The organism is Thioclava sp. ISO4 (assembly GCF_058105145.1).
The window spans coordinates 738137-754331 of sequence record NZ_CM176571.1; the positions used below are offsets into that span (position 1 = coordinate 738137).

Annotated in this window: 17 protein-coding genes, 1 tRNA gene and 1 pseudogene; 12 read left to right on the forward strand and 7 right to left on the reverse strand. The window is 64.8% G+C overall.

Annotated elements, in window-relative coordinates:
* Positions 1-32: 32 nt before the first annotated feature.
* From AC2TZ7_RS03755 to AC2TZ7_RS03765, 3 genes are read right to left on the reverse strand one after another with little or no spacing between them, the layout of a single operon-like run.
* Positions 33-635 (reverse strand): MotE family protein, encoded by a 603-nt coding sequence (locus AC2TZ7_RS03755; protein WP_489865943.1) that lies wholly within the window; start codon positions 633-635, stop codon positions 33-35.
* Entirely contained in the window at positions 632-985 is a 354-nt protein-coding gene (locus AC2TZ7_RS03760; protein ID WP_083076450.1) for a hypothetical protein, read from the reverse strand. The genes AC2TZ7_RS03755 and AC2TZ7_RS03760 overlap by 4 nt, the downstream gene beginning before the upstream one ends.
* 12 nt (positions 986-997) lie before the next feature.
* Positions 998-1489, reverse strand: coding sequence for a flagellar basal body-associated FliL family protein (locus tag AC2TZ7_RS03765; protein WP_489865944.1), 492 nt, complete (start codon positions 1487-1489; stop codon positions 998-1000).
* Between the two features lie 122 nt (positions 1490-1611).
* Here AC2TZ7_RS03765 and fliF point away from each other — a divergent pair, with 122 nt between their 5' ends.
* From fliF to fliP, 3 genes and pseudogenes are all read left to right on the forward strand, one after another.
* Complete coding sequence (gene fliF, locus AC2TZ7_RS03770; protein WP_489865945.1) at positions 1612-3237, forward strand: flagellar basal-body MS-ring/collar protein FliF; 1626 nt, start codon at positions 1612-1614, stop codon at positions 3235-3237.
* A gap of 587 nt (positions 3238-3824) precedes the next feature.
* A pseudogene (locus AC2TZ7_RS03775) lies at positions 3825-4113 on the forward strand (FliM/FliN family flagellar motor switch protein).
* Between the two features lies 1 nt (position 4114).
* Positions 4115-4891, forward strand: coding sequence for a flagellar type III secretion system pore protein FliP (gene fliP / locus AC2TZ7_RS03780; RefSeq protein ID WP_489865946.1), 777 nt, complete (start codon positions 4115-4117; stop codon positions 4889-4891).
* 75 nt (positions 4892-4966) lie between these two features.
* On the opposite strand, the gene AC2TZ7_RS03785 is transcribed toward fliP, so the two are convergent.
* A tRNA-Lys gene (locus AC2TZ7_RS03785) sits at positions 4967-5042 on the reverse strand.
* Between the two features lie 106 nt (positions 5043-5148).
* On the opposite strand from AC2TZ7_RS03785, the gene dapF reads away from it, so the two are divergent.
* The 7 genes from dapF to AC2TZ7_RS03820 all read left to right on the forward strand — a co-directional run bounded on the left by dapF (position 5149) and on the right by AC2TZ7_RS03820 (position 11945).
* Complete coding sequence (gene dapF, locus AC2TZ7_RS03790; protein WP_489865947.1) at positions 5149-5985, forward strand: diaminopimelate epimerase; 837 nt, start codon at positions 5149-5151, stop codon at positions 5983-5985.
* A complete protein-coding gene (mtaB, locus tag AC2TZ7_RS03795; RefSeq protein WP_489865948.1) occupies positions 5982-7244 on the forward strand; it encodes a tRNA (N(6)-L-threonylcarbamoyladenosine(37)-C(2))-methylthiotransferase MtaB in 1263 nt (420 codons plus the stop codon). Before dapF ends, mtaB begins: the two co-directional genes overlap by 4 nt.
* 42 nt (positions 7245-7286) lie before the next feature.
* Positions 7287-7709 (forward strand): alternative ribosome rescue aminoacyl-tRNA hydrolase ArfB, encoded by a 423-nt coding sequence (gene arfB, locus AC2TZ7_RS03800; protein ID WP_489865949.1) that lies wholly within the window; start codon positions 7287-7289, stop codon positions 7707-7709.
* Positions 7699-8961: an aspartate aminotransferase family protein gene (locus AC2TZ7_RS03805; RefSeq protein WP_489865950.1), complete on the forward strand. Its 1263-nt coding sequence runs from the start codon at positions 7699-7701 to the stop codon at positions 8959-8961. Before arfB ends, AC2TZ7_RS03805 begins: the two co-directional genes overlap by 11 nt.
* On the forward strand, positions 8958-9935 hold the full coding sequence (locus AC2TZ7_RS03810) for a phosphotransferase enzyme family protein (protein ID WP_489865951.1): 978 nt from the start codon (positions 8958-8960) through the stop codon (positions 9933-9935). The genes AC2TZ7_RS03805 and AC2TZ7_RS03810 overlap by 4 nt, the downstream gene beginning before the upstream one ends.
* The gene (locus tag AC2TZ7_RS03815; protein WP_489865952.1) at positions 9932-10375 is read left to right on the forward strand and encodes an NUDIX hydrolase; all 444 of its coding nucleotides are present in this window, start codon (positions 9932-9934) and stop codon (positions 10373-10375) included. Before AC2TZ7_RS03810 ends, AC2TZ7_RS03815 begins: the two co-directional genes overlap by 4 nt.
* Positions 10376-10463: 88 nt before the next feature.
* Complete coding sequence (locus AC2TZ7_RS03820) at positions 10464-11945, forward strand: inorganic phosphate transporter (protein ID WP_489865953.1); 1482 nt, start codon at positions 10464-10466, stop codon at positions 11943-11945.
* A gap of 4 nt (positions 11946-11949) precedes the next feature.
* On the opposite strand, the gene pncB is transcribed toward AC2TZ7_RS03820, so the two are convergent.
* On the reverse strand, positions 11950-13257 hold the full coding sequence (gene pncB / locus AC2TZ7_RS03825) for a nicotinate phosphoribosyltransferase (RefSeq protein ID WP_489865954.1): 1308 nt from the start codon (positions 13255-13257) through the stop codon (positions 11950-11952).
* 3 nt (positions 13258-13260) lie between these two features.
* Positions 13261-13860, reverse strand: a complete 600-nt coding sequence (pncA, locus tag AC2TZ7_RS03830) for a bifunctional nicotinamidase/pyrazinamidase (RefSeq protein ID WP_489865955.1) — start codon at positions 13858-13860, stop codon at positions 13261-13263.
* 98 nt (positions 13861-13958) lie between these two features.
* Here pncA and trhO point away from each other — a divergent pair, with 98 nt between their 5' ends.
* Positions 13959-14864 (forward strand): oxygen-dependent tRNA uridine(34) hydroxylase TrhO, encoded by a 906-nt coding sequence (gene trhO / locus AC2TZ7_RS03835; protein ID WP_489865956.1) that lies wholly within the window; start codon positions 13959-13961, stop codon positions 14862-14864.
* On the opposite strand, the gene AC2TZ7_RS03840 is transcribed toward trhO, so the two are convergent.
* Complete coding sequence (locus AC2TZ7_RS03840) at positions 14861-15025, reverse strand: hypothetical protein (protein ID WP_157771528.1); 165 nt, start codon at positions 15023-15025, stop codon at positions 14861-14863. The genes trhO and AC2TZ7_RS03840 overlap by 4 nt on opposite strands.
* Before the next feature lie 155 nt (positions 15026-15180).
* On the opposite strand from AC2TZ7_RS03840, the gene mbfA reads away from it, so the two are divergent.
* Complete coding sequence (gene mbfA / locus AC2TZ7_RS03845) at positions 15181-16158, forward strand: iron exporter MbfA (RefSeq protein ID WP_098409678.1); 978 nt, start codon at positions 15181-15183, stop codon at positions 16156-16158.
* Positions 16159-16195: the final 37 nt, after the last annotated feature.

Below are 16195 nucleotides of genomic sequence, written 5' to 3' on the forward strand. Positions count from 1 at the left end.
TTAAGAAATGCCCAAGACCCTTAACGTCTGGCTCAGTCGCGGGGCGCGCCCGCGTTGCGGCCCGCCATCAGGACGCTGATCGCATAGGCGGTTTTCGGCTCGAGGCTTTCCATCACTGCCGCGGCCGCGGCGGGGCGCATCCGGGCGAGAAAACCTGCGGCGAAATTCGGGTCCATTTCGGCGAAAAGCGGGGCGGCCTGTTTCGGCTTCATGTTCTCGTAAAGGGTGACGAGCTTTCCGACATCTTTTTCGGCCGCGCCATCTGCCACGGCCACGGTCTTGGACAGCGCCTCTTCCGCCGCAACGAGATCATTCAGCCGCGCTTCCAACCGGGTTTCCGCGAGAGCGAGCGCATTTCGGCGGTCGCTCAACAGCCCTTCCTGTTCGACGAGTTTCGCCTCTCGCACCTTGAGATCGGCAAGCATAGCCATGAATCCCGCGTCGTCGATGCAATCGTTTTCCGGTTTCGCCGCTTCGGTCTCATGCGCAGGGCCGGTCGCCTCGCGCGCCCAGGCTCCGAATTGAGCAAGCTGCACTCCGCCGGACAGGCCGAAAAGCGCGGCTATGATCCAGAGCGCACCGCGGCCCGGGCGGGATTTGCGACGGCCAGGTTTGCGCTTGGGCAGACGGCTCATTGCGCCGCCTCCATATCCGTTTCCCGATGCCGTCGGCGCAGCACACGGCGGCGCGGTTCTCCGTCCTCGGGCAGATCGTGCAGGGAGGCCAGAAGCAGTTCGAGCTTCTCCGCACCTGCTTCCGCACGTTCCGTCAGGGCGCGCAATTGCCGCTCGGATGTGCCCGCGGTCGCCTGCGCCCGCTCGAGCGCTCGCGTCATGTCATCGACCTGTGCGGACAGCACGGCGATCGCCCCGCCCATCCCGGTCTCGAGCTGATTGAACCGCTTGAGCCTGCGCGCGAGCACGAAGCAATAAATCGCCGCCGCCAAGGCCGCGAGTCCGGATGTGATTTCGGCAAGGAATTGCATTGCTCTCTCCCCTCAGTTCAGCACGAATTCGATGACCAGAAGGTCGCGCACGCGCCCGTCTCCGGTGACCAGTTGCACCCGCCGCAACATCTGCGCGCGCAGGCGCATCATCGCGCTTGGATCCTCCAGAAGGCTGACATCGACCGCGCGTAAATACCCGTTCAGCACATCCATCACGCGCGGCTTCAAAAGCTCCACGTCGTGTTGATAGGCGCTGGGCACCTCAAGCTCGGCCGCGAAGCGCAGATGGCGTGCGGATGCCCCGCTCAGCGTGACTGAAAGCGGTTCGAGTGCGACATAGGCGATATCGGGAAGGGCCTCGGGCGTGGGCGCCTCCGGCCCGGCGGCGCCGTGCGCCGTGTCCGGAGGCGCGAGAATCAGCCCCGAATAGACCGCATAGAAGCCCCCGCCGCCCAGAAGAAGCATGAGCACGAGACCAATCACGAGCATCAGCTTGGACTTTTTCTTCGGTGGCTCTTCGGCCTCGGCAGTGGCGTCCGTCATAGGGGCCTCGCTGTTGCGGTTCGAGACTTGGAATACCCGAGTCGGACTAACCGATTGTTAATCGCATTAAGGGAAGGTGCCTGCGACGCTCGGGTAGAACGCCCGCTCTTTGGAGGTTCGTCTTGCAGCAACTCATCGACACTTGGGCCGGCCTGGATATGCGCAGGAAACTCGCCGCAGTTTTTGGGGTGATCGCCATGATCGCCACGGTTTTCGCCATCGGGTCGATCGCGTCGAAGCCGACGTTTGCGCTGCTTTACGCGGGGCTTGGCAGTGCGGAATCGGGGGAGGTGATCTCGGCGCTCGAACAGCGCGGCGTGGCCTATGAGGTGCGTGGCGATTCGATTTTCGTGGCCGCACCGCAGCGCGACGAATTGCGGATGACGCTTGCGTCGCAAGGTCTGCCCGCAAGCGGCGGGGCGGGCTATGAACTGCTCGATTCGCTGTCGGGTTTCGGCACGACCTCGCAGATGTTCGACGCGGCCTATTGGCGCGCGAAAGAGGGGGAACTGGCGCGAACGATCGCCGCCGTGCCGTCGATCCGATCGGCACGGGTGCATATTGCGCATCCGACGAATATGCCGTTTCGCGGGACGCCCGAGCCGACCGCCTCGGTGACGATTACGCCGACGCTCGGGGGGTTGAGCGGCGCACAGGCGAAGGCGGTGCGCTACCTCGTGGCCTCGGCGGTGACCGGCATGACGCCCGAAGATGTCTCGGTGATCGACTCGGCGCGGGGGCTCATCCCCTTTAACGACAATCCCGCGCTGCCCGGCAGTGGGGAGGATCGCGCCCAAGCGTTGAAGCAGAATGTCGAACGGCTGCTCGAGGCGCGTGTGGGGCCCGGAAACGTCGTGGTCGAAGTGGCGCTCGACACCGCGACAGAGCGCGAGGCGATCACCGAAAGGCGCTTCGATCCGGAGGGGCGCGTGGCGATTTCCACCGATACGTCGGAGACCTCGAAGACCTCCGACTCGACCACGCCGCCGGCGACGACCGTGGCCTCGAATCTGCCCGATAACGGCACCGGCGAGACCGGCAAATCGCAAAGCCGCACGAGCGAGACCCGCGCGCGCACCAATTTCGAAGTGTCGGAGACGCGGCGCGAATTGCTGCGTGCGCCCGGCGCACTCAAGCGGCTCAGCGTGGCCGTGCTCGTCGATGGGGTGCGCGGGACCAACCCGGATGGAACGCCAAGCTGGGAGCCACGCAGCGATGCCGAGCTGGCCGACCTGCGCGAACTCGTCGCCTCGGCGGTCGGGTTCGATGAGGCGCGCGGGGACGTGATCACCCTGCGGTCGATGCAGTTCGAGGCGCTGCCAGAGGCGGGAACCGTCGCAGGGCCCGGCTTCATCGACAGCATGGCGCTCGATCTGACGCAGATCATCCAGATCGCGGTCCTTGCGATCGTCGCGCTCGTGCTTGGTCTTTTCGTCGCGCGCCCGATCCTGCTGCAGAAATCGCGTGCAGGCGCGGCGGAGTTGCCCGCGCCCAGCGCTTCGGAAGAGGGCACCACGGCGTCGACGGCGCTCACCGGTGAGATCGACGACGGAGACATGCCCGACATGAATATGCAGCTTGTCTCCGATTTCGACCTCGGTGACCTGCCGATGGCGACACAGGCGGATTTCGACGTCGACCGACCCGCCGATCCCGTCGACCGATTGAAGAAGATGATCGAGGAGCGGCAGGCGGAAACCGTCGAAATCCTGCGTAGCTGGATGGAAGAGCCGTCGGAGAAAACATGATGGGGCAAAGGCTGAAACTGGAATCCTTTGAGCCCAACTCGGCAGAGGCGGGTGAAATCGCGCTCGCGCCGGCCGAGTTGGAAGAGGCCAAACTTGCCGCCTTCGAGACCGGATATCAGGCCGGGTGGGACGATGCCGTTGCTGCGCAAAATGCCGAAACCGCGCGACTGCACGCCGATCTCGGGCGCAACCTTCAGGCGCTGGGCTTCACCTATCACGAAGCGCGCCAGCACATGCTTGACGCGCTCGAGCCACTTCTGATCGAGATCTGCGGCAAGCTGTTGCCCGAGCTTGCGCGCGCGTCGCTTGGCCCCGTCGTGGCCGAGCAGTTGATGCCGATTGCCGAGGGTCTCTGCGCGACGCCGATCACGGTGGTCGGTAATCCGACCGCATTGCCGCAGGTTCAAGAGGCGCTCGCGCCACGTGCAGACTTGCCGCTCGTTTTCGCGGCAGAGCCTAGCCTTGGCGAAGGCCAGGTCTATCTGCGCTTCGCCGATACCGAGACCCGCGTCGATCTCGACGCCGTCATCGCCGCCATTTCGCGTGCGGCACGACCTATTTCACCGCCACCGCGAAGGACAAGCCCGATGAATGAGACCGCGCCGGACGCTTCGACCGCCAACCCCTTCACGCAGGTCCCGATCGAGATCACCATCTCGGTCGGCAAGGCCCGCCCGCTGGTGCGCGATTTGCTGCGCCTGAAGCGTGACGCCGTGCTGCCGCTCGACCGGAAAGTGGAGGACCCGGTGGAACTCTATGTCGGGGACAAGCTGATCGCGCGCGGCGAGTTGACTGAGATCGATGGCAGCGACGGGCAGCGACGGGCAGCTTGCGGTGCGGCTTACCGAGGTGGCCGATCTGCAAAACGGGTTGTGAAATGCGTCCCCGCCCGAACTCTCCCGACACCGCCAAGTCGTGCCTGCCTGCGCTTTGGCTCGTCCCCCTCGCGGCATTAACCTTAGCGCTCGCGGCGCTGCCCGCGCAGGCTCAGGACATTACGCTCTCTGTGGGGGAGGGCGACAGCCTCGCGGGCCGCTCCTTGCTGATCATTGCGGCGATCACGCTGCTCAGCCTCGCGCCCGGGCTCGCGATCATGGTCACGGCCTTTCCGTTCATCGTCACGGTGCTGTCGATTCTGCGCCAAGCTCTCGGGTTGCAGCAATCGCCGCCGAATATGCTGATCATCAGCCTCGCGCTTTTCCTGACATGGTTCATCATGGAGCCGGTCTTCCTTGAGAGTTGGCGCGTCGCGGGCCAGCCCCTGATCGACGGTGCGATCGACTGGCAGGAAGCGTTCACCAAGGGGATCGAGCCTTTCCGCGCCTTCATGGCCGGGCGCACCAATCCCGACACTTTCGCAGCCTTGGCCGAACTGCGCAGCGGCACGCCCGCGCCGGAAAGCCTCGAGGGCGCGCCGCTCTCGACCCTCGTGCCGTCCTTCATGCTGTCCGAAGTCACCCGTGCCTTCCAGATCGGCTTCCTCGTTTACCTGCCGTTTCTGATCATCGACCTCGTCGTCTCGGCGGTTCTGATGTCGATGGGGATGATGATGGTGCCGCCCGCAGTCGTGGCGCTCCCGTTCAAGCTCGCCTTTTTCGTGGTGGCCGACGGCTGGGTGCTGCTCTCGGGGGCCTTGGTGCGCAGTTATTTCTGACGCTGGGGGCGCATCGCGTAACCGCAGGCCCAGAAACGCAAAAACCCGGGCCGAAGCCCGGGTTTCTGAGGGTGATGGTGAGCCGTGCAGGATTCGAACCTGCGACCCACTGATTAAAAGTCAGTTGCTCTACCAACTGAGCTAACGGCCCATCACAGGGCGCGTCTCTACAAACCCCCGCCGGGGGGGTCAAGGCATAAAATTCACAAAAATTGCACATCTGGAAAAAACCTTGGCGCGGGCGTATATCGCGCGCCATGAATACAAAGCGCACAGAGAGCGGACTGCCCTTCATGAAGATGCATGGGCTCGGCAATGACTTCGTCGTGATCGACGCCCGTGAGGGCGACGATCCGGTTACGCCTGCGCTCGCGCGTGCGCTCGGAGATCGGCATCGCGGCGTGGGATTCGACCAGCTTGCCGTGATCCGCCCTGCACAAGGGGCTGATTTCACACTCGAATTCTGGAATTCCGACGGCACGCGGGCCGGCGCTTGCGGGAATGCGACTCGCTGCGTGAGCGATTACATGATGCGTCAGCTCGACCGGACCGATGTCACGCTTCTGACCGAACGGGGCGAGCTTGCCGCGATGCGGCGCGAGGACGGAATGGTCTCGGTCAATATGGGCGCGCCGATTCTCGAAGCGGCGCAAATTCCGATTCTGCCCGGCATCGATCCGGCGCATCTGCCGCTGGGCGGCGACCCGATCGCGGTCGGCATGGGCAACCCGCATTGCGTCTTCTTCGTCGACGATGCCGAGGCGGTCGAAGTTGATCGCCAAGGCCCGGTGATCGAGCATGATCCCCTGTTCCCCGAGCGCACCAATGTCGAATTCGCCAGCGTGATCGGCCCCGACCATCTGCGGATGCGCGTCTGGGAGCGCGGCACGGGCATCACGCTGGCCTGCGGCTCGGGCACCTGTGCCACCGCCGTCGCGGCCCATCTGCGCGGGCTGACCGGCAAGCACGTCCTCGTCGATGTCGATGGCGGTCAGCTGGAGATCGACTGGCGCGACGATGGCGTCTGGATGACCGGCCCCACCGCGCATGTCTTCGATGCGACCCTCACCCAAGATTTTCTGGACGCGATATGAAACCGCCCGTTTTCTCGACCCTCGGCTGCCGTCTCAATGCCTATGAGACGGAGGCGATGAAGGAATTGGCTGCAGGCGCCGGGCTCGAAGGGGCCGTGGTCGTCAATACCTGCGCCGTGACCGCCGAGGCCGTGCGCAAGGCCAAGCAGGAGATCCGCCGTCTCTCGCGCGAGAACCCGGACGTGCCGGTGATCGTGACCGGCTGCGCCGCGCAGACCGAGCCCGACACCTTCGCGGCGATGCCCGAGGTCACCAAGATCATCGGCAATCACGAGAAAATGCAGGCCGATACCTGGGCGCAGCTCGCCCCGCAAGGCCCCGATTTCATCGGCGAGACCGAGCGTGTCATGGTCGACGACATCATGTCGGTGAAGGAGACCGCCGGTCACCTGATCGACGGGTTCGGCCGCCACCGCGCCTATGTGCAGGTGCAAAACGGCTGCGATCACCGCTGCACTTTCTGCATCATCCCCTTCGGCCGCGGCAATTCGCGCTCCGTCCCGGCGGGCGTCGTGGTCGAGCAGATCAAGCGCCTCGTGGATCGCGGCTTCAACGAGGTCGTCCTGACCGGGGTCGATCTGACCTCCTGGGGTGCCGACCTGCCGGGCGAGCCGCGTCTGGGCGATCTGGTGATGCGAATCCTGCGCCTCGTGCCCGATCTGCCGCGCCTGCGCATCTCTTCCATCGACTCGATCGAGGCCGATGAGAACCTGATGCTGGCGATCGCGAGTGAGCCGCGCCTGATGCCGCATCTGCATCTCAGCCTTCAGGCGGGCGACGACATGATCCTCAAGCGGATGAAGCGCCGTCATCTGCGCGACGACGCCATTGCCTTTACCGAGGAAGCGCGCAAGCTGCGCCCCGGCATCGTCTTCGGCGCGGACATCATCGCGGGCTTCCCGACCGAGACCGAGGAGATGTTCGAGAACTCCCTGCGGCTCGTCGATGATTGCGGGCTGACCTTCCTGCATGTCTTTCCCTATTCCGCGCGCAAGGGCACCCCCGCCGCGCGGATGCCCGCCGTGAAGGGCCCGATTGTCAAGGAGCGCGCGGCCCGGCTGCGCGCGAAGGGCGAGGCCGCGCTTGCCGCCCATCTCGACGCGCAGGTCGGCACCGAACAGCGCGTGCTGACCGAGACCCCGCGTGTCGCGCGCACCGAAGGCTTTGCCGAGGTGGCATTCGAGAACGACCAGCCCGAAGGTACGCTGATGACCGTGCGCATCACCGGCCATGACGGGGCGCGGTTGCTGGCGGGGTAAAGGGGGCTTTCGTTTTTCGCAGCGTGAGCTAGCTTGTGGCCCATGCTGCGGATCAACGATCAGATAACCATCGAGGATTGGGAAATCACCGAAACCTTCACCCGGGCGCAAGGTCCGGGGGGGCAGAATGTGAACAAGGTCTCGACTGCGGTGGAGCTGCGCTTCGAGGCCGAACGCTCGCCGCATCTGCCGCAAGCGGTGAAGAACCGCCTGCGCCGGATCGCGGGGCGCAGATGGACCAGCGACGGCGCGCTTCTGCTGCTGGTGCAGGACACGCGCAGTCAGGCCCGCAACCGCGAGATCGCGCGCGACCGCCTCGCCGAGATGATCCGCAAGGCTTGCGAAAAACCCAAGAAGCGGATCCCGACCCGGCCCACGCTCGGCTCGAAGAAGCGGCGGCTGAAGGCGAAGGCGATTCACGGCGAGAAGAAAGCGCTGCGCGGGAAGGTCTCGGATGGGGAATGATCTTTTGGCGCGGCGCGAACGGCTTCTGGGGCCGAACGTGCCGACCTTCTATGCGCGCCCGGTCGAGATCGTGCGGGGAGAGGGCAGCTCGCTTTTCGACGCCGACGGCCAGCGCTACCTCGACGCCTATAACAACGTCGCCCATTGCGGCCATTGCCATCCGCGCATCGTGAAGGCGATCTGCGAACAGGCCGCCACGCTCAACACCCACACCCGCTATCTGCATGAAGGCATCCTCGATTATGCCGAGGCGCTGCTGGGCAAGTTCGGCTTTGACGGCCAGCTTCTGATGACCTGCACGGGGTCCGAGGCCAACGACGTCGCGCTGCGCATGGCGCAGGCGGTGACCGGCAAGCGCGGCTTCATCGCGACCGACAACACCTATCACGGCAACACCACCGCCGTGGCGCATCTCTCCACGCGGCGCCCGCCGATCGGGGGCTGGCCGGACCATATCCGCCGGGTGCCCGCGCCCGACAGTCTTGCGCCTCTGGGCGGATCGCTGGAAGCGCAGCCCGAGGCCTTTGCGGCGAATGTGGCCCAAGCGATCGCCGAGCTGGAAGAGAGCGGCCACGGCTTCGCGGGCTTCATGCTCTGCCCGATCTTCGCCAATGAAGGGATGCCCGGCATCGCGCCTGGTTTCCTCGACCAGACGGTCGAGGTGATCCGCCGCGCGGGCGGCCTGATCCTGAGCGACGAGGTGCAGCCGGGTTTCGGCCGGATCGGTTCGCATTTCTGGGGCCACGAATGGCTGGGCTTCACGCCCGACGTGGTCACGATGGGCAAGCCGATGGGCAATGGTCATCCGGTCGCGGGCTTGGTGGCGAAGCCCGATGTGATGGCCGGCTTCCGCGAGGCCTTCGGCTATTTCAACACGTTCGGCGGCAATCCCGTCTCGGTCGCCGCGGCGATGGAGACCTTGCGGGTGATCGAAGACGAAGGCTTGCAGGAAAACGCGGCGCAGGTCGGCGACTACCTTCTGCAAGGGCTGCGCGAGCTGTCCCATCCGCTGATTGCCGAAGCGCGCGGCTTGGGCTTTTTCCTCGGGATCGAACTTGCGCAAGACGGCGAACCCGCCAGCGAAGGCGCGGGCCGGATCGTCGAGGCGATGCGCGAGCGCCATGTCTTGATGGGCCGGGTGGGGCGGGCCCAACATATTCTCAAGATCCGCCCGCCGATGGTCTTCAATCAGGCCGATGCCGATGAAATGCTGGAGAAACTTGCGCAAAGTTTCGAGGAGCTTCCTGCATGATTTCGGACGAGACCGCACAGGCGATGGCGGACTCCGCCCTCTATTTTTGGGGGCAAACGAGCGCGCCGCCGCGTCTGGTGAAGAACCGCGAGAATATCGTCTTCGAGGCGCATCTGAAGGATGGCCGCCATGTCGCGCTGCGGCTGCACCGTCCCGGCTATCAGGGCCGCGAAGGGATCGAGGCCGAGTTGCGCTGGTGCGAAAGCCTTGCCGATCAGGGGATGCCGGTACCGCGCCCGGTGCGTGCGCTGAACGGGGCGCTGACGGGCAGCGTGCGCAACCGCGTGACCTCCTGCGTGGAATGGCTGGATGGCGCGGCGATCGGCGCGGGCGATCAGCCGCTTTCCGGCACGCCCGAGGCGGTGCGCGCCGAGGCTCATGCGCTGGGCCGCCTTATCGCGCAGCTGCATATCAGCAGCGATGCCGCCCCGCCCGACGGGTTCGACCGGAACCCGTGGGATGGCGAGGGGTTTCTGGGGGAGCATCCGCTTTGGGGACGTTTCTGGGAACATCCTCAGCTTTCGGAAGTTGAGGCCGCAACGCTGTCTTCGGGCCGCGATCTTGCGCGTGCGCTGCTGGCACAGGCACAGGATTACGGCCCGATCCACGCCGATTGCCTGCGTGAGAACGTGCTATCGACCCCGGACGGGCTGGCGCTGATCGACTTCGACGATTGCGGGCCGGGCTACCGGCTTTACGACCTCGCGACGGCGCTGGTGCAGGGCTGGGGCGACCCGCTTTGGGGCGAGCAGGCGGCGGGGATCGTCGAGGGCTATCGCAGCCTGCGTTCGCTTCCGCCCGATCAGGAGGCACTGCTGCCGCTTTTCGTGGCGCTGAGAGCCTTCGCGTCTGCTGGCTGGATTGTGACCCGGGCACCGGGTTCCGATCCGCGCCAAAGACTATATTTAGAACGTGCGCTTGAACTTGCACAGCATTTGGAGAACCGTACGCCGCCATGGGAGACCAGTCGATGAAATGGGCGAAATCCGTCGCGAAGGGCTTGCTGGGGTATCGCCCCGCCTCTTTGCAGGTGGGGGCGCTCTGTCTGCGAATCCGAGACGGCAAGACCCAGGTCCTTCTGATCACCTCGCGCGACACCGGGCGCTGGGTGATCCCGAAAGGCTGGCCGATGCGGGGCCGCTCGCTGTCCGGCGCGGCCAAGCAGGAGGCATGGGAAGAAGCCGGGGTCGTCGGCAAGATCGACAAGGAGCCCACCGGGGCGTTCCGCTACGACAAAATCCTCGATAGCGGCTTGGCCACGCCCACCGATGTCGTGGTCTTCCCGATGCGGGTCGAGACCCTGATGAAGTCCTTTCCCGAAGAGCATCAGCGCAAGCGCAAATGGTTTGCGCCGAAGCAGGCCGCGAAGCTGGTCGCGGAAGAGGGCCTGCAGAAGCTTTTGCGCAAGCTCTGAGCCCCGAAAGCCGTCGAACGCCTTGTCACAACGGGTCAAACCCGTTACCCCGCGCGGGTTCTGACAATTAGATGACAGGTTCGTGACGGTGGCCAATCAAGACAACGAGTCCCGCGTCAATCAGTGGAAAACGCTCGACAAGGATCTCAAGCGGATCGGACGCGTCGAAAGTGCCGGGCAATTCGTGGCGCGCGGCATGGTCGCGCCGGGGATCGCGCTGGCCTTCATCGTGCTCGTCGGTCTGGTGGCGGCCGTGTTGGTGGGCGGGCAGCCCGGCCAACTGGTGGTGATCGCCGCCGCTGCGATCGGGGCCTATATGGCGCTGAATATCGGCGCCAATGACGTCGCCAACAACATGGGCCCCGCCGTGGGCTCGCGTGCGATGACGCTGATCGGGGCGCTGATCGTCGCCGCCATCTTCGAAAGTCTGGGCGCGCTCGTCGCGGGCGGCGATGTCGTCAAAACCGTCGCGAAGGGCATCATCGATCCGACCGCCTTGCCCGATTCCGGGCATTTCGTCTGGGCGATGATGGCGGCGCTTCTGGCAGCGGCCCTGTGGCTGAACCTCGCGACATGGCTCGGCGCGCCGGTCTCGACCACCCATTCCATCGTCGGGGGCGTCGTCGGCGCGGGCATCGTGGCCGCGGGCTTCGGGGCTGTCGATTGGGTCTCGATGGCGAAGATCGCGGCAAGCTGGGTGATCTCGCCGGTGATGGGCGGCGTGATCGCGGCCGCCTTCCTCGCGCTGATCAAGACGAAGGTGATCTATGTCGACGACAAGATCGCCGCCGCGCGCCGATGGGTGCCGATCCTGATCGGCATCATGTCGGGGGCCTTCGCCGCCTATCTCGCGCTCAAGGGTCTCAAGCACCTCTTCAAGATCACGATTGTCGAAGCGGTCCTGATCGGCCTCGTCGTCGGTGCCATTGGATGGCTCGTCACGATCCCGATGATCCGCCGCCAATCCGAAGGGATGGAGAACCGCAAGAAATCGCTCAAGACGCTGTTCGGCCTGCCGCTCGTCGTCTCTGCCGCGCTGCTGAGCTTCGCCCATGGCGCGAATGACGTCGCCAATGCGGTCGGCCCGCTCGCGGCCATCGTGCACACGGTCGAGCAGGGCGATATTGCCGCGCAGGTCGGCATCCCGTTCTGGGTGATGGCCGTGGGCGCGCTGGGGATTTCCTTCGGCCTGCTCCTGTTCGGACCCAAGCTGATCCGCCTCGTCGGCAACGAGATCACCAAGCTCAACCCGATGCGCGCCTATTGCGTGGCGCTCTCGGCGGCGATCACGGTGATTGTGGCCTCCTGGCTGGGCCTGCCGGTCTCCTCGACCCATATCGCGGTCGGCGGCATCTTCGGCGTCGGCTTCTATCGCGAATGGCATGCCGAGAAACGCGCGCGCGAGCTGGGCATCCGCAAGGGCAAGCCCGTCCCGCCGGAAGAGCGCAAGCGCCGCCTTCTGGTGCGCCGCTCGCATATGATGACGGTGGCCACGGCGTGGATCATCACGGTGCCGGCCTCGGCAGCGCTCTCGGCGGTGGTCTACCTGATCCTGAACGCGATCACCTGACCGCTCAGACCATGACCTTCATCGCTTGCTGCGGGCCGACTTCGAAGACGCGCTTGTAGCGGGCGATCTCGTCCTCCGGGCCCATCGCCTTCGCGGGATTGTCCGACAGTTTCACCGTCGGGCGCCCGTCGGCCTCGACCGCCTTGCAGACAAGGCTGAACGGCGCGAGCGCGTCATTCGGCACCAGCCCGCGGAAGTCGTTCGTCAGCAGCGTGCCCCAGCCGAAGCTGACCTTCACCCGGCCTGCGAACTGCGCGTGCAACTCGCGAATCTTGTCGACGGTCAGCCCGTCCGAGAAGATCACCAGCTTCTGGCGCGGGTCCTCGCCGCGCGCTTTCCACCAGTCGATCGCGATCTCCGCGCCCGTCGCCGGATCGCCCGAATCGATGCGGATGCCGGTCCAGCCCGCCAGCCAATCCGGCGCGTGGTCGAGGAACCCCTTCGTGCCATAGGTGTCGGGCAGGATGATGCGCAGGTTGCCGTCATGCTCCTCGTGCCAATCGGCGAGCACCTTGTAAGGCGCCTTCGCCAGTTCCGCATCGCTATCGGTCAGCGCCGCATAGACCATCGGCATCTCATGCGCATTGGTGCCCACCGCCTCGATGTCGCGCCGCATCGCGACCAGACAGTTCGACGTGCCGGTGAACGCGCCCCCTTCGGAGATGTCGCCCAAGCCTTCGAGCATCGCCTGCACGCACCAGTCCTGCCACAGGAAGCTGTGCCGCCGCCGTGTCCCGAAATCCGCGATCCGCAGGTTGTCCAGCTCGCGCAGCGCCCCGATCTTCTCCCAGACCTTGGTCATCGCGCGCGCGTAGAGCACCTGCAGCTCAAAACGGCCCATCGTGTTGAGCACCGCCCGCCCGCGCAATTCCATCAGGATCGCGAGCGCCGGGATCTCCCAGAGCATGACCTCGTGCCACTTGCCCTCGAAGGTCAGCTCATATTGCCCGTCGCGCTTTTCCAGATGGTAGGGCGGCAGTTGATAGCCCTCGAACCACTCCATGAAATCCGAGCGGAACATCTGCCGCTTGCCGTAGAACGTGTTGCCGCGCAGCCAGGTACTCTCCCCGCGCGACAGTTTCAGCGAGCGCGCATAATCCAGTTGCTCGCGCAGTTCCGCCTCGTCGATCAGCTCCGCGAGCCGGATCGACTTGCTGCGGTTGATCAGGCTGAACTTGACCCGCGTCTCCGGCTTGTTGCGGAAAATCGACTGACACATCAACAGCTTGTAGAAATCCGTGTCGATCAGAGACCGCACGATCGGGTCGATCTTCCACTTGTGGTTATAGACGCGGCTCGCGATGTCGACCATGGATCAGGCCTCCAGCTTCACACCGGCAGAGCGCATCTCACTATGCGCCTCCTGCAGCGAGCCGTCGAGGTCGATCGCCCGGCAGGCGCCTTCGATAACCGTCGCGTGGAAGCCCAGCTTCGCCGCATCCAGCGCCGACCAAGCGACGCAGAAATCGGTGGCGAGCCCCACGAAGGTCAGATCCTCGACGCCCCGGTCGCGCAGGTAGCCCGCAAGCCCGGTCGGTGTCTTATGGTCGTTCTCGAAGAAGGCCGAATAGCTGTCGACGCCACGCCGGAACCCCTTGCGGATGATCAGCTGCGCCCGGTCCACGGCCAGATCGGGGTGAAACTCCGCCCCTTTGGAACCTTGGACGCAATGATCCGGCCAGAGCGTCTGCAGCCCATATTCCATATGCACCTGCGTGAAGGGGGCGGCCCCCTCGTGCTGGCTCGCGAAAGAGGCGTGATCCGCGGGGTGCCAATCCTGCGTCAGCACCACGGTGTCGAACTCGGTCATCAGCGTGTTCACGCGCGCCACGATCTCGTCGGCCCCCGATACCGCCAGCGCGCCGCCGGGGCAGAAATCGTTTTGCACGTCGATCACGATCAGGGCTTTGGTCATTTTGTCTCTCCCGCAGGGTCTCTCCATGGGTAGGGCGCGGGCCCCACATGGTCAACGGCTCTTGCCTAACGCCCCCGCACGGCGCTAATGCGGGGCCTATGTTCACCGTTGCCGCCCTTTACCATTTCACCCGGTTCGAGTCTCCCGAGGCCCTCAAGGCCCCGCTGGCGAAGCTTGCCTGCGCCCAAGGCGTGAAAGGCTCGCTCCTGATCGCGCGCGAAGGGATCAACGGCACCATCGCGGGGACCCGCGAAGGGATCGACGCGGTGCTGGCCCATATCCGCAGCTTGCCGGGCTGCGCCGATCTGGAATGGAAGGAAAGCGCGGCGGCCGAGATGCCCTTCGGCAAGATGAAGGTGCGGCTCAAGCGCGAGATCGTCACGATGGGCGAACCCGATATCGACCCGAAAGCCCGCGTCGGCCATTACGTCGAGCCGCAGGACTGGAACGCGCTGATCTCCTCGCCGGACACGGTCGTGATCGATACGCGCAACGATTACGAGATCGAGATCGGCACTTTCGAGGGGGCCATTGACCCCGGCACGAAATCTTTCCGCGAATTTCCGCAATGGTGGCGCGACAACGCGCATCGCTTCCACAACAAGCGCGTCGCGATGTTCTGCACCGGCGGCATCCGCTGCGAGAAATCGACGAATTTCCTGCTCTCAGAAGGCGTGCCCGAGGTCTATCACCTCAAGGGCGGCATCCTGAAATATCTCGAAGACATGCCGGAAGACGGCTCGCTCTGGCAGGGCGATTGCTTCGTCTTCGATCAGCGCGTGAGCCTGCGCCACGGGCTGAAACAGGGCGATTACGACAGCTGTCACGCCTGTCGCCGCCCGGTCTCCGCGGAAGACAAACGCCATCCCGATTACGAGGAAGGCGTCTCCTGTCACCGCTGCATCGGCGAGTATTCCGATGCCGATCGCGACCGCTTCCGCGAGCGCGAACGTCAGATGCGCCTCGCCGCCGAACGGGGCGAAGCGCATCTCGGACGCGATTAATTATCCGCGCAGACCTGCGTCAGATCGTTGCAGCCTTGCGTGACGGTCGGAGCCCCGGTGGTCGGGAAGTCCAGACGCGGCAGCGAGAAATCCCCGACGCCAGCCGATGCGGCGGTTGCGCCAAACACAGACAGAACAAGGGCGTAAGCGAGACGTTTCATAGCGGTTCTCCATAACTGAACTACTTGGTTCGGAATTGAATATGAACCGTTCGGTTCAGAAATCAAGCCCAAATGAACTGATCAGTTCGAAATACTGCCTTGCGCTGGACGCAACTCTGCATATTTTAGAACCGTTCTAAAAAAGAGGGCCTCCCATGCTTCCCGGTTTCGCGTCACGCCGCCGTTTCGACGATCTCACTGAACAGGAAGTGCTTGCGCTCGCGATCTCCTCCGAGGAGGACGACGCACGCATCTATCGCCAATACGCCGAACATCTGCGCGCCGAATATCCGGCTTCCGCGAAGATCTTCGACGAGATGGCAAGAGAGGAAGACGAGCACCGCCGCCTCCTGATCGCCCGGCACACGGACCGCTTCGGCGATGTGATCCCGCTGATCCGCCGCGAGCATGTCGCGGGCTTCTACAACCGCAAACCGATCTGGCTCACGAAGAACCTCTCGCTCGACACGATCCGCGGCGAGGCCGAGGCGATGGAGCGCGAGGCGGGCAAGTTCTACACTCTCGCAGCCCAACGCAGCTCCGATGCCAGCACGCGCGAGTTGCTAGGCGATCTCGCGGCGGCCGAACTCGGTCACGAGAAGAAGGCCGAAGAGCTGACCGGCACGCATCTGCCCGAGAGCGAAAAGGAAGAAGAGGACCGTCAGGCCCATCGCCAGTTCATCCTGACTTGGGTGCAACCGGGGCTCGCCGGGCTGATGGACGGCTCGGTCTCGACCCTCGCGCCGATCTTCGCCACCGCCTTCGCGACCCAAAACCCCTGGACCACCTTCCTCGTGGGCCTCGCGGCCTCGGTCGGCGCAGGCATCTCGATGGGCTTCACCGAAGCGGCGCATGATGACGGCGTGATCTCGGGCCGCGGCTCGCCGATCAAACGCGGCATCGCCTCGGGCGTGATGACCATGCTTGGCGGCTTGGGTCACGCGCTGCCCTACCTGATCCCCGATTTCTGGACCGCGACCACCATCGCGATCATCGTCGTGTTCATCGAGCTCTGGGCCATCGCCTGGATCCAGAACCGCTTCATGGAAACGCCCTTCCTGCGCGCGGCTTTCCAGGTCGTGCTCGGCGGCGCGCTGGTCTTCGCAGCCGGCGTCTTGATCGGCGGCGGCTGACACAGCCTTACCTTCGACCCGCGCGCCAGCGGCACAT

Bases quoted from the DNA above. Each gene is read 5' to 3' on its own strand.
- AC2TZ7_RS03755 (WP_489865943.1), bottom strand. From the start codon at position 635: ATGAGCCGTCTGCCCAAGCGCAAACCTGGCCGTCGCAAATCCCGCCCG.
- AC2TZ7_RS03760 (WP_083076450.1), bottom strand. From the start codon at position 985: ATGCAATTCCTTGCCGAAATCACATCCGGACTCGCGGCCTTGGCGGCG.
- AC2TZ7_RS03765 (WP_489865944.1), bottom strand. From the start codon at position 1,489: ATGACGGACGCCACTGCCGAGGCCGAAGAGCCACCGAAGAAAAAGTCC.
- fliP (WP_489865946.1), top strand. From the start codon at position 4,115: ATGCGTCCCCGCCCGAACTCTCCCGACACCGCCAAGTCGTGCCTGCCT.
- dapF (WP_489865947.1), top strand. From the start codon at position 5,149: ATGAATACAAAGCGCACAGAGAGCGGACTGCCCTTCATGAAGATGCAT.
- mtaB (WP_489865948.1), top strand. From the start codon at position 5,982: ATGAAACCGCCCGTTTTCTCGACCCTCGGCTGCCGTCTCAATGCCTAT.
- arfB (WP_489865949.1), top strand. From the start codon at position 7,287: ATGCTGCGGATCAACGATCAGATAACCATCGAGGATTGGGAAATCACC.
- AC2TZ7_RS03805 (WP_489865950.1), top strand. From the start codon at position 7,699: ATGGGGAATGATCTTTTGGCGCGGCGCGAACGGCTTCTGGGGCCGAAC.
- AC2TZ7_RS03810 (WP_489865951.1), top strand. From the start codon at position 8,958: ATGATTTCGGACGAGACCGCACAGGCGATGGCGGACTCCGCCCTCTAT.
- AC2TZ7_RS03815 (WP_489865952.1), top strand. From the start codon at position 9,932: ATGAAATGGGCGAAATCCGTCGCGAAGGGCTTGCTGGGGTATCGCCCC.
- pncB (WP_489865954.1), bottom strand. From the start codon at position 13,257: ATGGTCGACATCGCGAGCCGCGTCTATAACCACAAGTGGAAGATCGAC.
- pncA (WP_489865955.1), bottom strand. From the start codon at position 13,860: ATGACCAAAGCCCTGATCGTGATCGACGTGCAAAACGATTTCTGCCCC.
- trhO (WP_489865956.1), top strand. From the start codon at position 13,959: ATGTTCACCGTTGCCGCCCTTTACCATTTCACCCGGTTCGAGTCTCCC.
- AC2TZ7_RS03840 (WP_157771528.1), bottom strand. From the start codon at position 15,025: ATGAAACGTCTCGCTTACGCCCTTGTTCTGTCTGTGTTTGGCGCAACC.
- mbfA (WP_098409678.1), top strand. From the start codon at position 15,181: ATGCTTCCCGGTTTCGCGTCACGCCGCCGTTTCGACGATCTCACTGAA.